At 75.3% G+C, this 22,432-nt stretch carries 21 protein-coding genes; 14 read left to right on the forward strand and 7 right to left on the reverse strand.

Annotation, left to right across the window (positions count from 1 at the left end; translation table 11 throughout):
• Positions 1-30: 30 nt before the first annotated feature.
• Together ACZ5GH_RS36735 and ACZ5GH_RS36740 are read right to left on the reverse strand one after the other, a co-directional pair.
• Positions 31-114: a tryptorubin family RiPP precursor gene (locus tag ACZ5GH_RS36735; RefSeq protein ID WP_387754915.1), complete on the reverse strand. Its 84-nt coding sequence runs from the start codon at positions 112-114 to the stop codon at positions 31-33.
• Between the two features lie 151 nt (positions 115-265).
• A complete protein-coding gene (locus tag ACZ5GH_RS36740; protein WP_464336555.1) occupies positions 266-1,039 on the reverse strand; it encodes a GntR family transcriptional regulator in 774 nt (257 codons plus the stop codon).
• A gap of 233 nt (positions 1,040-1,272) precedes the next feature.
• Here ACZ5GH_RS36740 and ACZ5GH_RS36745 point away from each other — a divergent pair, with 233 nt between their 5' ends.
• The 4 genes from ACZ5GH_RS36745 (at position 1,273) to ACZ5GH_RS36760 (ending at position 4,794) form a co-directional block, all read left to right on the forward strand.
• Positions 1,273-2,823: an alkaline phosphatase family protein gene (locus tag ACZ5GH_RS36745; protein ID WP_464336556.1), complete on the forward strand. Its 1,551-nt coding sequence runs from the start codon at positions 1,273-1,275 to the stop codon at positions 2,821-2,823.
• 194 nt (positions 2,824-3,017) lie between these two features.
• The gene (locus ACZ5GH_RS36750) at positions 3,018-4,028 is read left to right on the forward strand and encodes an aldo/keto reductase (protein WP_464336557.1); all 1,011 of its coding nucleotides are present in this window, start codon (positions 3,018-3,020) and stop codon (positions 4,026-4,028) included.
• A 35-nt stretch (positions 4,029-4,063) separates the two neighbouring features.
• Complete coding sequence (locus tag ACZ5GH_RS36755; RefSeq protein ID WP_464336558.1) at positions 4,064-4,483, forward strand: SRPBCC family protein; 420 nt, start codon at positions 4,064-4,066, stop codon at positions 4,481-4,483.
• A 182-nt stretch (positions 4,484-4,665) separates the two neighbouring features.
• Positions 4,666-4,794, forward strand: coding sequence for a hypothetical protein (locus ACZ5GH_RS36760; RefSeq protein ID WP_464336559.1), 129 nt, complete (start codon positions 4,666-4,668; stop codon positions 4,792-4,794).
• 24 nt (positions 4,795-4,818) lie between these two features.
• Here ACZ5GH_RS36760 and ACZ5GH_RS36765 read toward each other — a convergent pair whose 3' ends face one another.
• A complete protein-coding gene (locus ACZ5GH_RS36765) occupies positions 4,819-5,250 on the reverse strand; it encodes an SRPBCC family protein (RefSeq protein WP_464336560.1) in 432 nt (143 codons plus the stop codon).
• A 345-nt stretch (positions 5,251-5,595) separates the two neighbouring features.
• Between ACZ5GH_RS36765 and ACZ5GH_RS36770 the strand changes: the two genes are divergently transcribed.
• From ACZ5GH_RS36770 to ACZ5GH_RS36790, 5 genes are all read left to right on the forward strand, one after another.
• Entirely contained in the window at positions 5,596-6,591 is a 996-nt protein-coding gene (locus tag ACZ5GH_RS36770) for a 3-oxoacyl-ACP synthase III family protein (RefSeq protein WP_464336561.1), read from the forward strand.
• 79 nt (positions 6,592-6,670) lie between these two features.
• Positions 6,671-8,716 carry an NAD-dependent DNA ligase LigA gene (gene ligA, locus ACZ5GH_RS36775; protein ID WP_387754541.1) on the forward strand — a complete coding sequence of 682 codons (2,046 nt, stop codon included), beginning with the start codon at positions 6,671-6,673 and terminating at the stop codon, positions 8,714-8,716.
• A gap of 201 nt (positions 8,717-8,917) precedes the next feature.
• Positions 8,918-9,556 (forward strand): hypothetical protein, encoded by a 639-nt coding sequence (locus ACZ5GH_RS36780; RefSeq protein ID WP_387754544.1) that lies wholly within the window; start codon positions 8,918-8,920, stop codon positions 9,554-9,556.
• A gap of 34 nt (positions 9,557-9,590) precedes the next feature.
• Positions 9,591-10,208: an RICIN domain-containing protein gene (locus ACZ5GH_RS36785; RefSeq protein ID WP_387754547.1), complete on the forward strand. Its 618-nt coding sequence runs from the start codon at positions 9,591-9,593 to the stop codon at positions 10,206-10,208.
• 243 nt (positions 10,209-10,451) lie between these two features.
• Entirely contained in the window at positions 10,452-11,639 is a 1,188-nt protein-coding gene (locus tag ACZ5GH_RS36790) for a serine hydrolase domain-containing protein (RefSeq protein ID WP_387754550.1), read from the forward strand.
• Between the two features lie 75 nt (positions 11,640-11,714).
• On the opposite strand, the gene ACZ5GH_RS36795 is transcribed toward ACZ5GH_RS36790, so the two are convergent.
• On the reverse strand, positions 11,715-12,686 hold the full coding sequence (locus tag ACZ5GH_RS36795; protein WP_464336562.1) for a hypothetical protein: 972 nt from the start codon (positions 12,684-12,686) through the stop codon (positions 11,715-11,717).
• A gap of 256 nt (positions 12,687-12,942) precedes the next feature.
• Here ACZ5GH_RS36795 and ACZ5GH_RS36800 point away from each other — a divergent pair, with 256 nt between their 5' ends.
• Positions 12,943-13,755, forward strand: a complete 813-nt coding sequence (locus ACZ5GH_RS36800) for an arylamine N-acetyltransferase family protein (protein ID WP_387754554.1) — start codon at positions 12,943-12,945, stop codon at positions 13,753-13,755.
• A 29-nt stretch (positions 13,756-13,784) separates the two neighbouring features.
• Here the strand turns inward: ACZ5GH_RS36800 and ACZ5GH_RS36805 are convergent, their stop codons facing one another.
• Together ACZ5GH_RS36805 and ACZ5GH_RS36810 are read right to left on the reverse strand one after the other, a co-directional pair.
• A complete protein-coding gene (locus tag ACZ5GH_RS36805) occupies positions 13,785-16,637 on the reverse strand; it encodes a M48 family metalloprotease (protein ID WP_464336563.1) in 2,853 nt (950 codons plus the stop codon).
• Positions 16,634-17,173 carry a hypothetical protein gene (locus tag ACZ5GH_RS36810; RefSeq protein WP_464336564.1) on the reverse strand — a complete coding sequence of 180 codons (540 nt, stop codon included), beginning with the start codon at positions 17,171-17,173 and terminating at the stop codon, positions 16,634-16,636. Before ACZ5GH_RS36810 ends, ACZ5GH_RS36805 begins: the two co-directional genes overlap by 4 nt.
• A 306-nt stretch (positions 17,174-17,479) precedes the next feature.
• On the opposite strand from ACZ5GH_RS36810, the gene ACZ5GH_RS36815 reads away from it, so the two are divergent.
• The 3 genes from ACZ5GH_RS36815 (at position 17,480) to ACZ5GH_RS36825 (ending at position 20,717) form a co-directional block, all read left to right on the forward strand.
• Positions 17,480-19,327 carry an RICIN domain-containing protein gene (locus ACZ5GH_RS36815; protein ID WP_387754560.1) on the forward strand — a complete coding sequence of 616 codons (1,848 nt, stop codon included), beginning with the start codon at positions 17,480-17,482 and terminating at the stop codon, positions 19,325-19,327.
• 147 nt (positions 19,328-19,474) lie between these two features.
• A complete protein-coding gene (locus tag ACZ5GH_RS36820; protein WP_387754563.1) occupies positions 19,475-20,113 on the forward strand; it encodes an ATP-dependent Clp protease proteolytic subunit in 639 nt (212 codons plus the stop codon).
• A 1-nt stretch (position 20,114) separates the two neighbouring features.
• A complete protein-coding gene (locus ACZ5GH_RS36825; RefSeq protein ID WP_387754566.1) occupies positions 20,115-20,717 on the forward strand; it encodes a ClpP family protease in 603 nt (200 codons plus the stop codon).
• A 71-nt stretch (positions 20,718-20,788) separates the two neighbouring features.
• Here the strand turns inward: ACZ5GH_RS36825 and ACZ5GH_RS36830 are convergent, their stop codons facing one another.
• On the reverse strand, positions 20,789-21,280 hold the full coding sequence (locus ACZ5GH_RS36830) for a helix-turn-helix domain-containing protein (RefSeq protein WP_464336565.1): 492 nt from the start codon (positions 21,278-21,280) through the stop codon (positions 20,789-20,791).
• Positions 21,281-21,591: 311 nt separating this feature from the next.
• Between ACZ5GH_RS36830 and dpgD the strand changes: the two genes are divergently transcribed.
• On the forward strand, positions 21,592-22,419 hold the full coding sequence (gene dpgD / locus ACZ5GH_RS36835) for an enoyl-CoA-hydratase DpgD (RefSeq protein ID WP_401112022.1): 828 nt from the start codon (positions 21,592-21,594) through the stop codon (positions 22,417-22,419).
• The last annotated feature ends 13 nt before the right edge of the window (positions 22,420-22,432 follow it).

Here is a 22,432-nt window from a genome sequence, read left to right on the forward strand (position 1 = left end):
TTCAGGTACCGGAGGTACCGATCGGCCGGCTTAGTACCAGATGTACCAGGCGCTGGCCTTCAGGCTCTTCTTGGCGAAGGACGCGTCACGGATGGAGAACAGGATCTTCATCATTTGGGTCTCCCTTGGTTGCCAGGTGGCTGAGTGGACGTAAGGCCGCTCTGCAGTTGCCCTACGGACCTCTCCACGCGGCCGGGCCCCCACCGGGTTCACTCCGGCAGCGCCGCTCGGCGGGGGACCCGCGGAAGACGGGGGCCCCGGACTGCTACGGCCGGCCGGCGTCCGGGGCACCGAGGGCGAGGGTGAAGCTGAACCGGTCGCCGCGGTAGAGGGTGCGCACCTGCTCCAGCGGACGCCCCGCCGCGTCCAGGCTGCGGCGGTGCAGCAGCAGCATCGGCAGCGCCGGCGGGGTGCCGATCAGCAACGCCTCGCGCGGGGTGGCCAGCACCGTCTCGATCCGCTCGTCGGCCGCGCCCAGGCGCACCCCGTGCTCGCGCAGGTAGCCGTAGAAGGACCCCTCGGGGTCGAAGTCCCGCTCCAGCGCGGGCACCCGGGCGACCGCCACGTACGTGGACTCCAGCCCGACGCGCTCCTCGTCCGCGCGCAGCACCCGCTCCAGGTGCCACAGCGGCTCGCCCTCGGCGACCTCCAGCAGCCGGGCCGTCGACGCGTCGGCGGGCAGCCGCTCCAGGGCGATCAGGGTGCGGCCGGGGCGCAGGCCCTGGCGCGAGAGGCCCTCGGTGTAGCTGCTCAGCGACAGCGGCTGCTCGATCTTCGGCCCGGCCACCACCGTGCCCCGGCCCAGGCGGCGCAGCCGGCCCTCCAGCAGCAGCTCGCGCAGCGCCTGGCGCACGGTGGCCCGGGCGACGCCGTGACGCTGCGCCAGGTCGGCCTCGGTGGGCAGCCGCCCGCCCGGGCCCAGCTCGGCGATCAGCTCCTCCAGGCGGGCCTTGACCAGGTAGTACTTGGGCACCCGGCCGTGCTCGGGAACGCCGGCGCGGGCGGGTTCGGGGCCGGGCCGGGGGATGGGGCGGTTCACCGCGCAAGCCTACCGAGCGAGCGTCCTCCGGGCCGACTCCCGTCCGGTCGATCCCCGTACGGGCCGAGCCCGCGCCCCCGCGCCGAAGATCACGAAAACGTAACGGGTCTGGTCTGAATTTCGGCGGTTGTTCATACAACCGTGGACTCGGTGAGGGCGGCCCCTCGTCCGCCCGCCCCATCCTCACTCCCGGTGCAACCGCACCGCGCCGCCGACCAGTTGGGAGCCCTCCGTTGCGCACCTCCCGATCCACCCGCACCGCCGCCCTCGCCGTCGCCCTCGCTGCCGCCACCACCGCCGCCGGGCTGATCACGCCGTCCGCCAACGCCACCCCGGCCACCCCGGCCGCAATCGCCGCCGGCGACCCGTACAACGGCCTGCCGAACGGCACCAAGCAGGCCAAGACCCTGGTCATCGGCATCGACGGCACCCGCTACGACAAGCTGCTCACCGCCGACGCCCCCAACCTCAAGGCCCTGATGGCCGGCGGCCTGACCGCCACCAGCAACCTCTACGCCAACCCGATGGCTCCCACCCTCTCCGGCCCCGGCTGGTCGACCATCGCCACCGGCGCCTGGCCCGACAAGCACCTGGTGAAGGACAACGCCTTCACCGGCGCCCGCCTCGACCTCTACCCCGACTTCGCCACCCGCCTGGAGAACGCCGACCCCGCCACCTCCACCCTGGTGGTCGGCTCCTGGAACCCCATCGCCGGCAACGTCTTCAACGGCCGCGCCGACCTGCGCCTGCAGGAGAGCGAGAACGACGCCAAGGCCGCCGCCGACGCCGCCGACTACCTCGCCCACGGCAACCCCGACACCACCTTCCTGCACGTCGACCAGGTCGACGAGGCCGGCCACAACCACGGCGGCGCCAGCGCCGAGTACCTGGCCGCCCTGCACTCCGCCGACACCCTGGTCGGCCAGGTCCTCCAGGCCGTCAAGTCCCGCCCCACGTACGCCTCGGAGGACTGGCTGATCCTCGTCACCACCGACCACGGCCACACCGACGCCGGCGGCCACGGCGGCAACAGCGCCAACGAGCGCCAGACCTTCCTGATCGCCGACGGCGCCGGCTACACCCCTGGCTCCCGCCGCTACGACGTCAAGCCGGTCGACATCGCCCCCACCGTCCTCAAGCACGAGGGCGTCCCCCTCGACCCCGCCTGGAAGCTCGACGGCCGCCCCATCGACGAGATCACGCCCGACGCCTTCGACGCGCTGCGCCCGAGCCTGCAGGCCCGCGCCGACGAGAGCGGCATCCCGGCCGCGGTCAAGGGCTGGACCCACACCCCGCCGGCCGGCTGGAGCATCGACAACTCCCGCATGCCCAGCGGCGGCGTCACCGAGTGGCGCGGCTGGGCCTTCGCCACCGACGAGTTCTGGACCGCCGCCCAGCTCGGCCAGTCCCGCGAGACCGACGTGCGCGCCCGCAACGTGTTCGCCGTCGCCGACTCCGACGAGTGGGACGACAAGGCGCACGGCGCCGGCCAGTTCGACTCCACCCTCGTCAGCCCCGCCCACCCGGTCTCCGGCGCGAGCCGCGGCCTGCTCTCCTTCGCGACGAACTACAAGGTCGACGGGCCGCAGACCGGCGACGTGTACGTGGTCTTCGACAACGGCGCCCCGCAGCTGGTGAAGTCCTACCGCAGCGACCTCAACACCGTCGAGAACCTCCCCGTCACCGTCCCCGCCGGCGCCACCACCGCCCGCTTCCAGTTCCGCTACACCGGCACCAACAGCGCCTTCTGGACCGTCGACCAGGTCGCCTTCACCACCTCCTGACCCCCACGGCGTGCAGGCGGGGGAGGGGCACCGGGCCCCGCCCCCGCCCGCGGCCGGTCCCGGCCCCCCTTGCATTGCCACGCGTGTGCAACTATTGTTCCTGCATGTAAGGCGCGCCTGCACCAATTCATCGGTGCGTGCGCAACCCCGGCGGCGCCGTTCCCCGCGCCCGCCTGCTCCGCAAAGGCACTGTCATGTCCCTGAAGAAGATCCTTCCCGGCAAGCTCGGCTTCGGCACCGCCCCGCTCGGCAACATGTTCCGCGCGATCCCCGACGTCGAGGCCCTGGCCACCGTCGAGGCCGCCTGGGAGCACGGCATCCGCTACTTCGACACCGCCCCGTTCTACGGCGCCGGCCTGTCCGAGCAGCGCCTGGGCGAAGTCCTGTCCGCCAAGCCGCGCGACGCGTACGTGCTGTCCACCAAGGTCGGCCGGGTCATCCTCGACGAGGTGGAGGAGGGCGAGCGCGACCTCGGCGAGAAGGGCGGCCTGTTCGAGCACGGCAATCCCCACAAGATGCTCCACGAGTGGACCGCCGAGGCCACCGAGCGCTCCGTCGAGGACAGCCTCAAGCGCCTGGGCACCGACCGCCTGGACATCGTCTGGGTCCACGACATCGCCCAGGACTTCCACGGCGACCAGTGGCTCCAGAAGTTCGAGGAGGCCCGCACCGGCGCCTTCCGCGTCCTGTCCCGCCTGCGCGACGAGGGCGTCATCAAGGCCTGGGGCCTGGGCGTCAACAAGACCGAGCCCATCGAGCTCACCCTCGCCCTCGACGAGCCGCGGCCCGACGGCTTCCTCCTCGCCGGCCGCTACACCCTCCTCGACCACGACCACGCCCTCCAGCGCTTGCTGCCGATGGCCCAGGAACAGGGCGTCGAGATGGTCGTCGGCGGCCCCTACAGCTCCGGCATCCTCGCCGGCGGCACCCACTTCGAGTACCAGGCCGCCCCGCCCGCGATCCTGGAGAAGGTCGCCCGCCTGAAGGACCTCACCGCCCGGCACGGCGTGTCCATCAAGGCCGCCGCCCTCCAGTTCTCCCTCGCCCACCCCGTCACCGCCGCCGTCATCCCCGGCGCCACCAAGCCCAGCCGCATCGCCGAGGACACCGCCGCCCTCGACGAGAACGTCCCGGCCGCGTTCTGGCAGGACCTGCGCGCCGCCGGCCTGGTCAGCGAGACCGCCCCGCTCCCGAACAACGCCTGACCCCCACCACCCCGGCACCACCAGGAGAAGCGATCATGGCCTCCACCTCCGTCAGCCGCACCGTCCCCGCCACCCCCGAGCAGGTCTGGGCCCTCATCGGCGGCTTCGACGCCCTGCCCGACTGGCTCCCGTACATCCCCGAGAGCACCGCCGTCGAGGGCGGCCGCGTCCGCCGGCTGAAGAACCCCGAGGGCGAGGTCATCGTCGAGCGCCTCGTGGACTTCAACGAGACCGAACGGCACTACAGCTACGCCATCCTCCAGGCTCCGTTCCCGGTCGACGGCTACGTCTCCACCCTGCGCGTCCACGCCGTCCCCGGCCGCGACGACCTCGCCGAGGTCCAGTGGTCCGGCCGCTTCAACCCCAAGGGCGCCACCGAGCAGGAGGTCATCGACCTGTTCACCGGCATCTACGCCGACGGCCTCGACGCCCTGAACAAGACCCTCGTCGGCTGAGCAGGGCCCCTGTATCCCCGCAGTGCCCGCCCCCACCGGTGACCGGCCGGGGCGGGCACCGCCACGCCACCCACGAAGGACGCGTCATGGAAACCTCCCGGCTCGGCCGCCCGCCGCTCCCGGCCCCGCGGCCTCCCCACGGGCCCGCGCCCGGGCCCATGTCCGTGTCTGTGCCCGGGCCCGTGCCGACCGAGCCCCCGGCCGACGCGGCCTGCCCCCCGGCCGGCCCGGGGACGTGGGCGGCCACGATCCTCGTCTGCCTCCTCGCGGGAGCCAGCCCGATCATCGGCTTCCTGAGCTTCGCCCACTGACCGTGCCACCGCCCCGCCCGGCCGCTACGCCCGGGCGGCGCCGGCGTCCTGCTCGACGTGGCGCCGGAAGTCCTCCAGGTCGTCGATCACCCGGCGGTCGACGAAGCCGAGCGCCTCGGCGAGGCGCTCCCAGATCCCGTGCGGCTCGACCTCCAGCTGGAGCATCACCCGGGTGGTCCGGTCGTCCACCGGGTGGAAGGTGACCACACCCCGGTGCCGCACCGGCCCGGGGCCGCTGTCCCAGGCCATCCGCTCCCGCGCCACCAGCTCCGTCGTCACGGCCTCGAACTCCCGCGGCCCGGCCGCGGTCCGCACCACCAGGCTCGCCCCGCGGTCCGACCGGTCGACGCTGACCACCCCGCGCATGAACCGCGGGAACTCCTCGACCCTCACCCAGTTCCCGTAGACCGTGTCGAGCGGTGCCGACACCTCGACGGACTCCTCGATCCGGTGCATGGCTCCTCCTCCTGACCTCTCGCCACCGGCCGCCCGCGGCGGCTCCCTGCTGCGCGGCTGCCCGCTGCGCGGCCCGGTATGCACCCGCGCCCCCGCACCCCGGCGCCCCCGCGGCCGCGCCCGGAGCCCCGCCCGCCGACGGGTGCGCCGGTGTCGGTGCTGGTCAGGGCCGGTCGGCGGTGTATAGCCTGACGGGGCGTCGGGCCGCGCCAGGATGACGGAAGTTCGCCGACGAACCCTCCTCGGCGACGGCGGCGGCACCCCCGCGCCGGATCCGCCGACCAGGCCAGGACGTCCTGGAACAACCGCAGGGCCGGAAGGGGCAGTGACGTGGACTACGGACTGATGTCATTCGGATCGGCGCTCGGGGAGCCCGTCGCCGTCGCGGACGTGGCCTCCGAGTACACCGAGGACGTCGAGCGCGTCCAGGCGTACGGCTACCGCACCGTCCACCGCAGCCCGGACGGGGTCGGGCTCACCGACCTGGCCGTCGACGCCGCCCGGGCGGCCCTGGACGAGGCGGGCACCGACCCCGCCGACCTGGACCTGGTGGTCCTCGCGATCACCGACATCCCCGAGTACCTGTACTGGGACCCGGCCGCGGCCCTCCAGGACCGCCTCGGCGCCCGCCGCGCCGAGGCGGTCCTGGTCGGCCAGGGCTGCGTCAGCGGGATCACCTGCTTCGACCTGCTCGCCGGCCGCTTCGCCACCCACCCCGACTACCAGCGGGCCCTGGTCGTCGGGGCGCACCGGACGTGCGAGCCCTACTGGAACCGGATGTACACCAACTCGCTGCTGTTCTCCGACGGCGCCGGCGCCGCGGTGGCCGGGCGCGGCCACCCCGAACTGCGCTGGCGGGCCGCCGAGACGATCAGCGACGGCCGCTACGCCGACCTGTTCCGGATGGAGGAGGGCGGCGCGGCCGCCCCCTTCCGCGGCGGCCGGGCGCCCGCCCCGGCCCGCGACGCCTGGGGCCTGATGGAGTTCTTCGACTACGACACGGAGCGCTTCCAGGAGTTCATCGGCCTGATGGGCGAACGGGTGCACGAGGTGGTCGCGCGGGCCTGCAAGCGGATCGGCGCGTCCGTCCAGGACCTCGCCAGGGTGGTGCTGCTCAACGACAACCTCGCCACCCTGACGAAGCTGGCCGACCGGCTCGGCGTCCCGGTGGAGCGCACCAACCTCGAAATCTCCCTGGAACGGGGCCACTTCGGGGCCGCGGACCACCTCCTCGACCTCCAGTACCACCGCGCGGCCGGGCACTTCGGCGACGGCGACCTGATCGCCCTGGCCGGCATGGGGCGCGGCATGCACTGGAGCTGCACCCTCCTGGAGTGCTGACCGGCCGGCCACCCCGGTCCACGACCACCAGGGACCCGCTAGCAGTATCAGTGTCAGTGGCGGCCGCCATGATTCCGCCATGACCGACACCGCAGCCCCGCTGTCCTCCCCGTCCGCGTACGCCGACGCCGTCGCCACCGCCGTCCAGGCCGCCGCCGCGTACTACGCCGACGGCGCCACCCCGCTCGGGGACGACGAGTACGACGCGCTGCTGCGGGCCATCGCCGCCTACGAGGACGCCCACCCCGGCCAGGCGCTGCCCGACTCGCCGACCGGCAAGGTGGCCGGCGGCGCCGCCACCGGCGACGTCCCGCACAGCGTGCCGATGCTCTCGCTGGACAACGTGTTCTCCGCGGAGGAGCTGGAGTCCTGGGCCGCCGGCCTGGAACGGCGCCTGGGCCGGCCCGTCACCGCCTGGTGCGTGGAGCCCAAGCTCGACGGCCTCGCCGTCGCCGCCCGCTACCGCGCCGGGCGCCTGCGGCAGGTGGTCACCCGCGGCGACGGCCTCGCCGGCGAGGACGTCACCCACGCCGCCGCCGACATCCTCGGCCTGCCCGCCGAGCTCACCGAGCCCGCCGACATCGAGCTGCGCGGCGAAGTCCTGCTCACCCAGGACCAGTTCGAGCACGCCAACCGGGTGCGCACCGAGCACGGCGCCACCCCCTTCGCCCACCCGCGCAGCGGCGCCGCCGGCACCCTGCGGGCCAAGGACCGCCCCTACCGGATCGAGCTGACCTTCTTCGCCTACGACGCCGTCGGCCCCGAAGGCCTCGCCCACAGCGCCCTGCTGGAGCACCTCGCCGCCCTCGGCGCCAACACCGCCGCCGCCACCGCGGCCCGTCCGCGGCACTGCGCGGGCATCCCGGAGGTGCAGCGGCGCATCGACGAGATCGCCGCCCTGCGCTCCGAACTGCCCTTCGGCATCGACGGCGTGGTGGTCAAGGCCGACCTGGCCGCCGACCGCGCCGAGGCCGGCTCCGGCTCGCGCGCCCCGCGCTGGGCGGTGGCCCGCAAGCTGGCCGCCCAGCACAAGGTCACCCGGCTGCTCGGGGTGGAGTGGAACGTCGGCCGCACCGGGATCATCGCCCCGCGCGCGGTCCTCGAACCGGTGGTGATCGACGGCGTCACCGTCACCTTCGCGACGCTGCACAACCCCGCCGACATCGAACGGCGCGGGCTGATGATCGGCGACCAGGTCTTCGTCTACCGCGCCGGCGACGTGATACCCCGGGTGGAGGCCCCGGTGCTCGACGCCCGCACCGGCGCCGAGCAGCCGATCGCCTTCCCCGAGGCCTGCCCGCGCTGCGGCGACGCCATCGACACCGCCGAACAGCGCTGGCGCTGCGTGCGCGGCCGCAACTGCCAGGCCGTCGCCTCCGTCCTCTACGCGGCCGGCCGCGACCAGCTCGACATCGAGGGCCTCGGCGGCACCCGCGCCGTCCAGCTCGTCGAGGCCGGCCTGGTCGCCGACCTCGCCGACCTGTTCACCCTCACCCGCGAGCAACTGCTCACCCTGGAGCGGATGGGGGAGACCAGCGCCGTCAACCTGCTCGCCGCGATCGCCACCGCCCGCACCCAGCCGCTCAACCGGGTCTTCTGCGCCCTCGGCATCCGGGGCACCGGACGGACCATGTCCCGCCGGATCGCCGCGCACTTCGGCAGCATGGCGGCGATCCGCGCCGCCGACGCCGAGACCCTGGCCGGCGTCGACGGCATCGGCGCCGAGAAGGCCCGCGTCGTCGCCGCCGAACTCGCCGAGCTCGCCCCGCTGCTGGACCGCCTCACCGACCTCGGCGTCGGCACCGCCGTCACCACCCCGACCGCCCCCGCGGCGGCGGGGGAGAACGGCGCCGGCGACGGGGACGACGGCGGCCCGCTGGCCGGCCAGGCCGTCGTCGTCACCGGCAGCATGAGCGGCGCCCTCGCCGACCTCTCCCGCAACCAGATGAACGAACTGATCGAACGCGCCGGCGGCAAGGCCTCCTCCTCGGTCTCCAAGCGCACCACCCTGCTCGTCGCCGGCGAGAAGGCCGGCTCCAAGCGCGCCAAGGCCGAGGAACTCGGCATCCGCATCCTCACCCCCGAGGAGTTCGCCGCCCTGGTGGCCTCCCACCTCGCCGCCTGACCCGGCGCCGGCGGACAGCCAGGGGAAGCGGCCGGGGGGCTGACGGGGTGCGGGGCACCCCCGAGAAAACTCGGATACCGGCGTGCCCGAAGCATCGACAAGGATGACGTCGCACTCCGTACGCACCCCTGCGCGGGGCGTGCGCATCCGTCGCGGACGCGCACGCCCCGGCCCCTTTCCGCGACCGCTGGAGGAGCCCAGATGACCACCACCCGCAGGACACGCCGGCGCACCCTCGCCGCCTCGGCCACCACCGCCGTCGCCGTGGGCCTGTTGGGCCTCGGCGCCGCCCCCGCCGCCCACGCCGACACCCTCCCGACCTTCTGCAACCCGGCCGTGGACCAGACCACGACGGAACCCTTCAACGTGCAGGTCACCCCCAAGGTCACCGACTTCCTCATCGTCAACGTCGCCGCGGGCACCACCGGACAGCACAGCGACACCCTGACCAGGATCAGCTCGGTGAGCACCACCGTCGACAACCGGACCGAGATCACCGCCACGGCGAGCGCGCTGTTCCTCAAAGTCCAGGCCAAGGTCGGCTTCTCGGTCCAGACGACCACCTCCAGCACCACCAGCCAGACCGTGAGCGACACCTGGAACCTCAACTCGCCCGGACGGTACGGCCTCTACCGCGGGACCCGGGTCGTCACCGGCCAGTACGTCAACCGCGTCTGCGCCCAGACCGGCCCCACCACCGGCATCTGGGTCACCTCCCAGCCCACCCCGGGGACGTTCACCACCTACGAGGCACCGGAGATCGGCTCGGTCGGCTGCGCGCCCGCCGAACCGGCCGGCACCGTACGCCGGGCCGCCCAACTCCTCATCAGCAGCTGCTGACCGGCCCACCGACCCGACGACGACGGAGGAACCCGTGACCAACCCCCTACGACACGCGAGCGTCCGCCCCGGCACGGCACTGCGCGCCCTCGGCGCCGCCGCCCTCGCCCCACTGGCCGGCCTCACCCTGCTCGCCGCCCCCGCGTCGGCCGAGACCCGGGCACCGGCCTCGACCGAGTGGCACGGCTACGTCTGCGACGACGGCTACTACCGGATCAGGACGCCGTTCAACCAGCTCGTGGAGAGGAACCAGTACAGCGCCTGGGGGCAGGCCGTCCAGAACCCCGACACCGGCGGCTACAACCAGCAGTGGAAGCTGTGCCACTACAAGGACGACAACCAGTCCTTCATCTTCCGCAGCCGGCGCAACGAGAACGAGTGCCTGGGCATCTGGAAGCAGAACCCGAACGACAACGGCGAAGGACTGGGCGACTCCGCCAACTTCAACGTGTTCGACTGCTCCGGGTGGATCTACGGCAACCAGATCTTCCACCTGCTGTACCCCACGCCCGGCTCCAACCAGGTGGTGCTGCGGATCGGGCACAGCGGCAGCTTCGCCGCCGTCTCCGACCAGGCCGGCAGCGCGGGTTCGGCCGTGGCCCAGTACGCCTACCGGGCCACCCTGTTCACGCTGGACCACCTGGCCGCCTGACGGCCCCGCCCCGCCCGGGGGTCCGGCTGCGCCGGGCCGGACCCCCGCGGCGTACGGCCCCGTGGCGTACGACTCCGGGGGGAGAGGGGGCCGGGAGCGGGCTCCCGGACGGCCCGGGCCCCCGGTGCCGGGGTGTGAGGGCGGCCTCGTCCCGTGCGCGGACGACCCGACCCGGTCGCGGATGGTCGGCTGGAGGCCTGCCGGGAAACCCCGGAAAACCCCTCCCAGCGACAGGAGTTCCTCGTGAACGCGCACGATTCCCACCGCCCCGGCCGCCCCCGCCGGAGCGCCGCGCGCGGCCGGATCGCGCTGGCCGCCGTCGTCGGCGCGCTGGCGGTCGGGGCCGCTGCTCCCGCCGGTGCCGTGGCCGCCGACGCCGGCCCCGCCGCGGCGCGGCGGCCGGACACCGTCCAGAAGAACCTGGACGCCCTGGTACGGGACTTCGCCATGCCCGGCGCGCTGGCCGCCGTCACCGGCCGGGACGGACGCACCCGCAACTACACGGCCGGGGTGGGCGATCTGGCCACCCGGGCCAAGGTGCCGGTGGACGGCCAGGTGCGGATCGGCAGCAACACCAAGGCCTTCACCGCGGTGGTCGTGCTGCAACTCGTCGAGGAGGGCAAGGTCGCGCTCGACGAGCACGTCGACACCTACCTGCCCGGCCTGCTGCGCGGGGACGGCATCGACGGCGCGGCCATCACGGTCCGCCAGCTCCTCCAGCACACCGCCGGCCTGCCCAACTACACGAAGTACCTCGACCTCACCGGCCCGCTGGACCGGTACTACGAGCCCCGCGACCTGCTCGACCTCGCGCTCGCCCACAAGGCCGACTTCGCCCCGGGCACCGGCTGGCAGTACAGCAACACCGGCTACCTGGTCGCCGGGATGATCATCCAGAAGATCACCGGCCGGCCGGTGGGCGAGGAGATCACCCGCCGCGTCATCGACCGGATCGGCCTGCGGCACACCTACTTCCCGACCCCCGGGGACACCACCGTGCACGAGGCCCACCCCAGGATCTACCACCGGCTGACGCCCGGTGCCCCGCTCACCGACGTCACCCGGCAGGACCTGTCCTGGGGCTGGGCGGCGGGGGCGATGGTCTCCACCAACACCGACCTCAACCGCTTCTACACGGAACTGCTCGGCGGCCGCCTGCTCGGCCCGGAGCAGCTCGCCCAGATGCGCACGACCGTCGCCACCGACGGGAGCCTGGGCGAGGGCGCCCGGTACGGGCTGGGCCTGGCCTCCTACCGGCTGTCGTGCGGCCCCGGCGTCTACTGGGGCCACGGCGGCGGCCTGCCCGGCTCCGTGACCTTCGGGGGCGTCACCGAGGACGGCCGCGCCGCGAACTTCGCGGTGACCACCACGCCGTCCGAAGCGGCCGTGCCGCGGCTCACCGCCGACGTGGACGCGGCCCTCTGCAAGTAGGCCGCCGGACCGCGACCGGCGCCGCAGGGCCGGGGTGGGGAGACCGGCCGGCCTCCCCACCCCGGCCCTGCGGCCCTACTGCGGGTTGCCGTTGGCGGCGAGGCGGGCGCTCATCTCGGCGTGGGCCCGCGCGGAGCGGGTGTTGGCCGGGTCGTGGACCAGGCGCAGGTAGTCGTAGAGGATCCGCACGCACTCGTCGCGGGTCGAGCAGGGGGCGTCGGCGGCCAGGTCGAGGCCCCGGGTGACCTCCATCAGCCTGCCGTCGGCCGCGGCGTACACCGGGTGCCACACGAGCCGCACCGCCGGGTCGAGCGCCATGACCACGCGCAGCTGCGGCACCTCCTGCGCGATCAGCACGCTCTCCGGGTCGTACGCCCGCAGGAAGATGTGGACGGGGCCGCGGGAGCGGCTCACGAAGGCCTTGGACAGGACGTTCCACATCGGCGTCTTGAGCATCCAGTCCGGGGTCAGGGTCAGCCTGTCGACCACCCCGCCGAAGGCGGTGGCCTCCAGCGGGGTGTGGCCCTTGGCGAGGGCGTAGTCGCTGACCTCCCGGCCGCCCGACCACAGGGCCAGCGTCGGCGTGCCGATCTCCAGGTAGTCGCCGACGACCTGCACCAGCTCCTGGTACCAGCTGTTCGACGCCCGGTGGTCGCGCTGGGCCTGGCGCTCGGTGTACCGCGCCATGGCCTCGTCGTTGAGCCGCCCCTGCTCGGCGATGCCGCCGAGGACGAGCTGCCAGGCGACCTCCGTGACGTCCGGGGGAAAGCCCGCCCGGGCCATGTCCGCGCGGAACGTGGCCCACTCGCCGTGCCCGGCGGGGTCGGCGGCGTCGCGCCGCGCCTGCTCCCTGACCCCGTCGGCCGCCTGGCGCTGCAGCCGGCGGGTCACCGCCGCGTTGCCCACCGTCCGCTGGAGGTCGGCGAGTTCGCCGGGGCGCGGCGCCCGGGCGGGGGCGGCGGGTGCCGGCGCCCGGCCCCGCGCCGTACGCCTGGCCGGTGCGGCCCCGGGCGTCGGCGCCACCGAGTGGGTCGCGGTCTCTCGCACGCTCGGGCCCTCCTGCGTCGCTGCGCGGCACACCGACCCTACGGCCCCCGCGCGGCTCCCGCGAGGGACGAAAGGGCACCGGCGGGGCAGTGGCCGGCGCCCCGCCGGCCACCCCCGGGGGCGACGGCGGCGGCGAACGAGGCCGTGCCGGCGGCGACGGTGCCGTGGCGACGGCCGGGTGCGGCCCCGTCCAGAACCCCGGACGTAGGACCAAATGCCGATGGCCGAAGCGCCCGCGCCCGGGTGGAATGGCCGGATGGACCACGCGCCACGCCCCGAGCGGCCGTCCGCCGGCCTCACCGCCGCCGAGCGGTCCGCCTACCTCGACCGGATCGCCCTGCCCGACCCCGGCACGCCCTGCCCGCAGGCGCTCGCCCGGCTCCAGCTCGCGCACCTGCGCACCGTCCCGTTCGAGAACCTCGGCCTCCACCTCGGCGAGAGCGTCGACCTCGACCCCGGCGCCCTGCTGGCCAAGGTCGTGACCCGCCGCCGGGGCGGCTTCTGCTACGAACTCAACGGCGCCTTCGCCCGGTTGCTCACCTCGCTCGGCTACCGGGTGAGCCTGCTGGCCGCCCGCGTCTTCGACGGCGAACGCCTCGGCCCGCCGCTCGGCCACCTCGCCCTGCGGGTGGACCTCGACGAGCCCTGGCTGGCCGACGTCGGCTTCGGCCGCTTCAGCCGCCACCCGCTGCGCCTGGACGAGCGCGGCGAACAGGCCGACGCCGAGGGCGCGTTCACCCTCACCCCGACCGGTCCGTACGGCGACCTGGACGTCCTGCTGGACGGCAGGCCGCAGTACCGCCTGGGCCTGCGCCCGTACGAGCTCGCCGACTTCGCCGCGACCTGCTGGTGGCAGGCCACCTCGCCGGACTCCCACTTCACCCGCTCGACGACCTGCTCGCTGCTCACCGCGGACGGCGGCCGGGTGACCGTCAGCGGCCGGCGCCTGATCACCACCACCCCGGACGGCGGGCGCACCGAGCGGGCCCTCGCCGACGACGAGCTCCTCGCCGCCTACCGCACCCGCTTCGGGATCGCCCTGGACCGCCTCCCGGACCTCCCGGCCTGAGCGGGCTGAGCGGGTTCTGCCCTCCCCGGTCAGCCGCCGGCCCGCCCCTCCGTCCCGGGCGGGTCGGCCGGCTGCGGACGGTCGATACGGACGAGGTCCGGCCAGTACCGAGGCCCGTCGGTCTCGATCCGCCGCAGGACGGGATCGATCGCGGCGAGCACCGCCCCGAGACCCTCGACGACCTCCGACAGGGCGGCGTCGGCCTCGCCCGGCCGCTCCTCGCGCTCGGGGTCCATGGCCCGCGCACAGCGCTGCCCGGCCCGCCGGGCCTGCTCCAGCGCCGCCCACCAGGGCCCGTCCAGGCCGGAGTCGGGGATGTGGAGGTGGCCCAGGGCGGTCCCGGCGGCGCCCTGGATCGCGGTGCAGACCTCGGCGAGGCGGCGGCCGTCGACCTGTACCGACTCCTCCGGATGTCCGGCCGCCGCCTGCTGGAGCTTCCGGACCTCGTCGGAGAAGGCCCGGAAGGCCTCGATGAGCGCCAGGACGTCCTGCTTCCCGCCGACCCGGTACCACATCAGCAGCTGGAAGACCCGGACGCGTTCGGAGCGGGCGTCGGCCGGGCGCGGCGCCGCGGGTGCGAGCGCGCCCCCCGAACCCGAGGGCAGCGCCCCCACGGCGGCGGGCCCCAGGGCCAGCGCCCCGGCGAGGGCCCCGACGAGCACCACCCGCCGGACGCCGGAGCGTGCCACCCGGCCGTCCGGCGGGGCTGCGCCGCCCCGCCGGAGGAGGGCGAGCGGCAGCCGCACCAGCGCCGCGGCCGGCGCCGCCCCGAACAGCGCCGGCAGCACCGGGCCGGCCAGCACCTGCACCAGCGGCCAACCGCTTTCCGGCACCCACAGGCAGCTGTCGCCGATGGTCCGCAACGGCCCCAGGCACCCGTCCGCCGACATCAGCACGAACACCGCCACCAGCGCGCACGCCTGGGCCACCCCCGCCGCCACCAGCGCCCCGACCAGCCACAGCCGCCGGGACACCAGCGCCACCACCACCGCCGTGACCACCACCCCGGCCCACACCGCGACCGTCAGCCACGACACGTACCGCAGCACGAACCCGCCCCCGCGCTCGCCCGGCGGCGGACGGTCCGCGTACAGCGCCGCCTTGACCGCCAGCACCCCGGCCACGCACAGCACCCCGCCCAGCAGCCCGCGGCGCACCGCCCGGCCCAGCCCCCGGTGCCCGCCGAGCAGCCACAGCAGGTACGGCAGCGCCCACAGCGCCCCCGCGGCCGCCACGAAGGCCCAGGTGGCCCCGTCCGCGCCGAGCCGCGGCAGCACCGTGGCGATCCACTCCAGCTCCGCCCGGTGCCGCTCCCACCCGCCGGGGAACTGCTGGACCACCAGCTCCCGCGTCCCGCCCCGGCCCAGGACGTCCCCGGCGGTGTACAGGTGGCCGCCGCCCGACCACCAGGCCAGCCCGGCCGCGGCGACCAGCACCGCCCCCGCCGCGGCGGCCACCGCGGCCACCCGCCCGCGCCCCAGCCCCAGCCGCGCGCACTGCACCAGCCACGGGACGTACGCCAGCGCGCCGAGCAGCAGTACGAGCAGGACCGGCGGATGCGCCGGAAGCCAGCTCCCGCCGGCGGTGATGTCCACCACCAGCTCGCCGACCACCAGGCCGGCGCCCAGCCACAGCCCCGCCCGCAGCCCGTCCGGCCCGGCCGTCCCGCGGTGCGCCGCGTACGCCGTCGACCGCCAGGCCGCCACCGCGAGCACCAGCGCCGTCGGCACGGCGGCCAGCCACACCCTGCCCGTCCCGCCGGCGAACGGGGGCAGCAGCAGGGCGATGGTGACGGCGGCCGCGCCCACCAGGAACGTCTGCAGCGGCGCCAGGGTGAACAGCGCCGCCGGATCCTCCAGCGCCCGGCGCCGCTGCGCCCAGGTCGGGTGCGCCCGCCAGAGCCGGGCGAGCCGGGCGGCCGGGCCCGCGGGATCGCGCACGTCCCACACCCGCCGGTCGGCGCCGAGCGCGACGGCGTCCGCGTCCGCGTACAGCTCCCGGTGGCGCAGCACGTCGGCGCGGGCCAGCACCACCAGCAGCGCCATCCCCACCGCGGTGGCCGTCTCCCGCACCAGCGGCGCCCGCCCGGCCGGCCAGAACACCCGGTCCGCGCCCACGAAGAGCCCGAACTCCGCGCCCACCAGCGACCCGCCGACCACCACCACGAACGGCAGCGCCACCAGCAGTGCGAACACCCGCCACAGCGCGGTGACGGCGTACCCCAGGTCCACGTCCCGGTTGCGGATGTGCGCGAACTCGTGGAGCACCACGGCGCGGAACCCGGCCGGGTCGCTCACCCGGGTCACCAGCAGCCCCGCGTACAGGCACACGGTGCGCCGGCGCGGGTGTCCGAAGACCACCGCCCCCGAGCCGAGCCGGCCCGGGTCCACCACGAACTCCGGCACCACCGGCAGCCGGGCCTGCTCCGCCAGGCGCAGCAGCTCCGCCCGCAACTGCCCGTCCACGGGCTCCAGCCGGCGGGAGCGCCGGCGCCAGCGGGGCAGCAGCAGGTACAGCGCGGCGGCCGCCAGCAGCACCAGAGCCAGTGCGGCGGGCACCGGCCAGCGCGGATCGTCCGGGGCGGCGGCCAGACAGGCGCGCAGCGCCGGGTCCGTCCCCGGGCCGGTCCCCAGCTGGGTCAGGAAGTCCCCGTTCGGGTCGAACCCGGCGGCCAGCTCGCAGGCGTACTCCGCGGCCCGGCCCTTGCGGACCAGTTCCAGCAGGGTCGTCAGCATGTGGTGGCCGGCGGCCACCATGGACAGCAGCAGCAGGCCGAAGCGCAGCGCGGTGCCGGCGGGCAGGACGCGCGGGTCGAGGACCGGCGCGGCGGCGGGCGGCTCGGGCGGCTTGGGCGGCAGCGGAGGTGCGGCGGGTGCGCTCATGCCGGCGGCTCCGGGGCGCCGGGCCCCGCCGGGGGAGCGGGCGGGGGAGCGGACGGTGCCGGGGGAGCGGGCGGGGCGGCGGGCGCGCCCGGCTCCATGGCCAGCCGGGCCACCACGCAGTCCGCGAGCGCGCCGGCGGCCGGCTCGTCGAACCCGGCCTCGCGGGCCCCCGTGCGCACCCGGGCGTGGACGGCCGCCAACTGCCGCTCGTCCAACGGCGGTACGGGCGGCTCCAGCGCGGGCCGGGCGCGCCCGCGCCGCCACAGCCACAGCCGCCGCAGGCCGCCGCCCGCGCGCGCCACGCCGGCGCCGACCGCGGCCCGGCAGGCCTCGTCCACCGCCATCCACACCACCGGTGTGACCAGCGCGGCCGCCTCCGCCAGCCCGAACCCCAGCGGCTCGCCCCGCCGCCGGCGCCCGAACAGCGCCACCACCTCCTCGGCGGGCAGCCTGTCCAGCCCCCGCAGCAGCGGCAGCTCCTCCGGTGCCAGCCGCGTCACCACATCCACGACGACGTCCCGAACCGATCCGGCCATCCGCCCGCCCCCCTGAGCTGATCTTTCGTCAACTGACGACGCGTGGGCGGAACTTACCCCCATCGAAGGCCCGCCATCCAGAGGGTTTCCCGACCGTTCCCGGCGGACGGGCGTCCCGGGGCCGGCAACCGCCCCACCACGGGAACACCCCGCCGTGGCGGCCGGGGCGGGTGCCGGCAGGTTGTCCGAAGAACCGGTGGAGGTCCCTCGGTGCGGCCTGTTTGATGGTCCACCTACAAGAAACGGTTCAGCTCGGACGGGAGACGGGTGATCCGGCCCGGCCGGGCGCACAGGAGGGGGCGCGGGGTGGGTCGTGCTGGACGTCCGCAAGGGCGGTACAAGGGAGAGACCGAGCAGGCGGACGAACTGGCCCGGTTCGTCCGGGAGATGACGTCGGGGACCACCGTCCGCGAGCTCGCCCGGCGCTACCGGGCCAGCAAGACCAGCTGGGGCGAGTACCGCTCGGCGGAGCGGGACATCCCGTGGCACCTGCTCCAACGGCTGGTCCACGACCACGCGACGGACCCGCGGGCCCGGGCGGCGCTGCTGGCGCGCGCCGCCCACCTGCACGAACAGGCCACCCGGGCGGCCGGGGGCCTCCAGCCCCCCGCGGCCGGGCGCTCGGCCGCACAGCAGGCACTGGACCTGGCCCGCCAGGCGCAACGGCAGGCCGAGGCGGGCATGGCGGAGGCCGAGGACCTGATCCGGGTGCTGGTGGCGATCGTGGCCGAGCTGCGGGACGAACTGGCCACCGGCGCCGAGGACACGGCGGGCCCCCCACCGGCCGGCGGCGGCGCGGCGGGGTCGCGGCGCTCCCGGCTGCGGGAGGCGACGCGCTGCTTGGCGGAGGTGCGCCGCATCCGGGACAGCGCGCGCGAGGCACGGCGCACCGCGGAACGGGAGCAGGACGCCATCGAGGCCCTGGTCGACCAGGAGCTGACGCAGGCCCGGCCGGCCACCACCAGGCCGACGGGCGCCGAACTGGTGGTGGCCGACGGGGTGCAGGCCCACCTGCCGGTGCTGCGGCGGCTGGGCGCCGGTCTCGTGGAGGTGCGTCAGGCCCTGGCCGACCGGCACCGGGAGGTGCTGCGGATGGCCCCCGCCGTATCCGGCCCCGCGTCCGGCCCCGGGACCGTCCGCGGTGAGCTGGTCCGCACCCCGGACCACCCCCCGAGGGTCCCGCTCGCGCGCGGAGCCGCGTTCACCGGTCCACCGTACGGCGGACCCGCCGATGCGCGGCGCCCCCGTACGGCCGGAACCGGCACGGCCCTGGCGGCCGCGGCGCTGGCCGGGGTGCTGGTGCTCGCCGGCGTCCTGGTGGGCCTGCACCTGAGCCCGGCGCCGACCCCCCTCGACACCGTCCCCCAGGCGGCCGGCACCCGGATCGTGCCGCAGGCCGGCGCGACCGGCGGCCCGCCCTCCGGGGACGGCCCCGCGGCCCCGGCCGCCAGCCCGGCCACCCCGTCCGCCGCCCCCGCACCGGGCGGTACGCCGCCCCCGGCCGCCGCAGCGCAGAGCACGCCCGCGACGCCCGCACCGGCCGCGACAGCGGCCCGGACCGAAGGAGCCGGCGCCCCGCCGGAACCCGCCACCCCCTCGGCCCCGACCGGCGGCGAACGGCCCGCGCCCTCGCCGGCGACCCCCGCCCCGGCACCGGGGCCGCAGACCGACCCCCCGGCACCCGCCCGCCTCGGCGGGACCCCGACGACCCCGCCGGCGGGATCGGTGGCGATCCGCAACGGCAACAGCCTGCAGTGCATGGCCACACCCGGCGGCAGCCGGGAGGAGGGCCAACAGGTCCAGCAACTGCCCTGCGGGGACTACCCCGACCACTTCTGGGAGGCCCGCAAGACCGCCACGGACACCGAAGGCGACACCTACTACCGGATCGTCAGCTACAACAGCGCCCTGTGCCTCTCCGTCCGGGACGCCAGCACCGAGGCCACCGCCCAGATCGTCCAGTCCGCGTGCGGGAACAGCCCCGGGCAGACCTGGAGGATCGAGAAGTGGCCGCACGGCATCCGCTTCGTCAACGGCAACAGCCGTCAGTGCCTCGCCGTCTCCCACGGCAGCAACGCTCCGCAGGCCCCGCTGATGCAGTACCCGTGCGGCGACTATCCGGACCACTACTGGGACTACGGCCCCCGCCGGTAGCCGGCCGTCCCGGGCGGTACCGCAGGGGCCGGGCCCGGGCGCTCTGCCCGTGGCGAATCTGCGGCGGGCAGAGAAACCGCGGGCGGGGGCCGTGGCGGGCCCAGAGTGGAGCGGACGGCATTCCCCGCCCCCGCAAAAGGAGCGCAGATGACCCCCCTCAGCACGTCCCCGCCCCGCGCGGCGGAGGGCGACACCACGCCCACCGCCTTCGACGACCACCTCGCCGCGCAGCTGCTCGCCCAGCGGATCGTCCTGCTCGGCACCCAGGTCGACGACGTGTCCGCCAACCGGGTGTGCGCGCAGCTGCTGCTGCTGTCCGCGGAGGACCCGCGCACCGACATCAGCCTGTACATCAACAGCCCCGGCGGCTCGGTCACCGCGGGCCTCGCCATCTACGACACCATGCGGCTCATCCCGAACGACGTCTCCACCCTGGCGATGGGATTCGCCGCCAGCATGGGCCAGTTCCTGCTCACCGTCGGCGCGCCCGGCAAGCGGTTCGCGCTGCCGAACGCGCGGATCATGATGCACCAGCCCTCGGCCGGCATCGGCGGCACCGCCGCGGACATCGAGATCCAGGCCGAGAACCTCCAGTTCACCAAGAGGGCCATCGAGCGGATCACCGCCGAGCACACCGGGCAGAGCGAGGAGACCATCGCCCGCGACGGCGACCGGGACCGCTGGTTCACCGCCGAACAGGCCAGGGAGTACGGGATCGTGGACCGGGTGGTGGAGTCGGTCGCCGACATCCGCCCGGCCGCCTCCCGCCGACGGATCGGACTGTGACATGGGCTCGTACACGGTTCCCTACGTCATCGAGCGCACCGCCCAGGGCGAGCGCACCTACGACGTCTTCAGCCGGCTGCTGAACGAACGGATCATCTTCCTCGGCACCGAGATCGACGACTCGGTCGCCAACGTGGTCATCGCCCAACTCCTGCACCTGGAGTCGGAGAACCCGGAACGCGAGATCTCGATCTACCTCAACTCGCCCGGCGGATCGTTCACTTCACTGATGGCGATCTACGACACGATGACCTTCGTGCAGGCGCCGATCTCCACCTTCTGCGTCGGCCAGGCGGCGTCGACGGCCGCCGTGCTGCTGGCCGGCGGGGACCCAGGGCGGCGGTTCGTGCTCCAGCACGCCCGGGTGCTGCTCGGCCAGCCGGCCAGCGGCGGCCGGCAGGGGACGGTCTCCGACCTCAGCCTCGCGGCCAAGGAGATGGTCCGCATCCGCTCGCAGGTGGAGGAGGTGCTCTCCCGGCACACCCACCACGACGCGGCGACGCTGCGCGCCGACATGGACCGCGACAAGGTGCTCACCGCCGAGGAGGCCGTCGCCTACGGCATCGCCGACCAGGTGCTGAACCGGCGGCTCCCCTTCGCCTGACCCCGCGCGGCTGGTACGGCGGCGGTGCGCACCGCCGCCGTACCAGCCGCCGAACCGGGCCGGCGCCCCGCTCAGGCGGCCAGGCAGAGGCCGTCGTACCGCGCCGTGGGCGACGTCCGGCCCCGGCCCGTCAGGGCCTGACCGGACAGGGCCCGACCGGACAGGCCCCGGGCCGCCAGGCTCCGGCCGACCCGGCTCGGGACCGCGTACCGGGCCAGCTCGTCCTGGGCCAGCGAGAGCAGGTCCGCGAGCCCCAGCCCCAGCGCCCGGGCGGCCGCCGCCAGCACCTCGGAGGAGGCCTCCTTGCGCCCGCGCTCCAGCTCCGACAGGTACGGCATCGAGATCCGGGCCGCCTGCGCGACGTCCTTCAACGTGCGCTCCTGCGCGAGCCGCTCACGCCGCAGCACGTCGCCGACGACGTCGCGCCACAGCGGCTCCCTGCGCACGGGCGGCTGCGGGGCCTCCGCCGGCCGCGGCGGGCGGGACGCCCCGTCGGACGCGGGCGGCGAGGCCGGCGGACGCAGGGGGATGACGCGGGCTTCGTTCGGCGCTTGAGTGCTCACCCCTTCAGCCTAGGGATCCCCGGCCCGGGGGGAAGGCCGCGGCGTTCTGCCCTGGGTGAATCCGCCCCCCCAGGACCGCGGACGCCCCCTCAGGGCCGCGGCGCCCCACCGGGCAAGAAGCCGTCGCCCGGCCGCCGGTGAATGGATGTCACGGTGGCCGGGCTCTGAGCGGCGGTGGGACGGGCCCGTACCACCCGGTGCTCTTCTCACCCCGATCCGCTCGGCCAAACGGGCGGGCACCCCCGGGCGACGCCCGGGCCACGGCCGCCGACATCCGCGCCCCCGCCCGCACCCGCCGGTAGCCTGCCCCGGTGGACCCCGTGAACGTGAACGAGGCAGCCGCCACCGACCGGCCCGTGCTCTACGAACGGACCGGGCACGTCGCCCGCGTGACCCTGAACCGCCCCCGGGTGCTCAACGCCATGGACCAGCGGATGCACGCGGAACTCGGCGCGGTCTGGGACGAGGTCGAACGCGACGACCGGGTACGGCTGGTCGTGCTGACCGGCGCGGGCGAACGCGCCTTCTCGGTCGGCCAGGACCTGCGGGAACGGGCCCGCCTCGACCGCGAAGGCACCCCGCCGACCACCTTCGGATCCCGCGGCCTGCCCGGCTCGCCGCGCCTGACCGACCGCTTCTCCCTGTCCAAACCCGTCCTGGCCAGGGTCCGCGGCTACGCCCTCGGCGGCGGCTTCGAACTCGTCCTCGCCTGCGACCTGGTGATCGCCGCGCACAGCGCCGTCTTCGCCCTGCCCGAAGCCGCCCTCGGCCTGGTCCCCGGCGCCGGCGGGGCCTTCCGGCTGGCCCGGCAGATCCCGCTCAAGGCCGCCATGGGCTACCTGCTCACCGGACACCGGATGTCCGCGGCCCAGGCGCTGGCCTTCGGACTGGTCAACGAGGTCGTACCGGACGAGCGGCTGGACGAGTGCGTCGAGCGCTGGACGGCCGACCTGCTGCGCTGCGCGCCGCTGTCGCAGCGCGCCCTGAAGGAGGCCGTGCTGCGCTCGCTGGACCTGCCGCTGGAGGAGGCGTTCACGGCCCGCTACCACTGGGAACAGGTCCGCCGGGCCAGCGAGGACGCCAGGGAGGGGCCGCGCGCCTTCGCGCAGAAGCGCCCGCCGGTGTGGCGCGGACGCTGAGCGCGCCCGCGCC

The organism is Kitasatospora sp. Xyl93 (assembly GCF_055383135.1).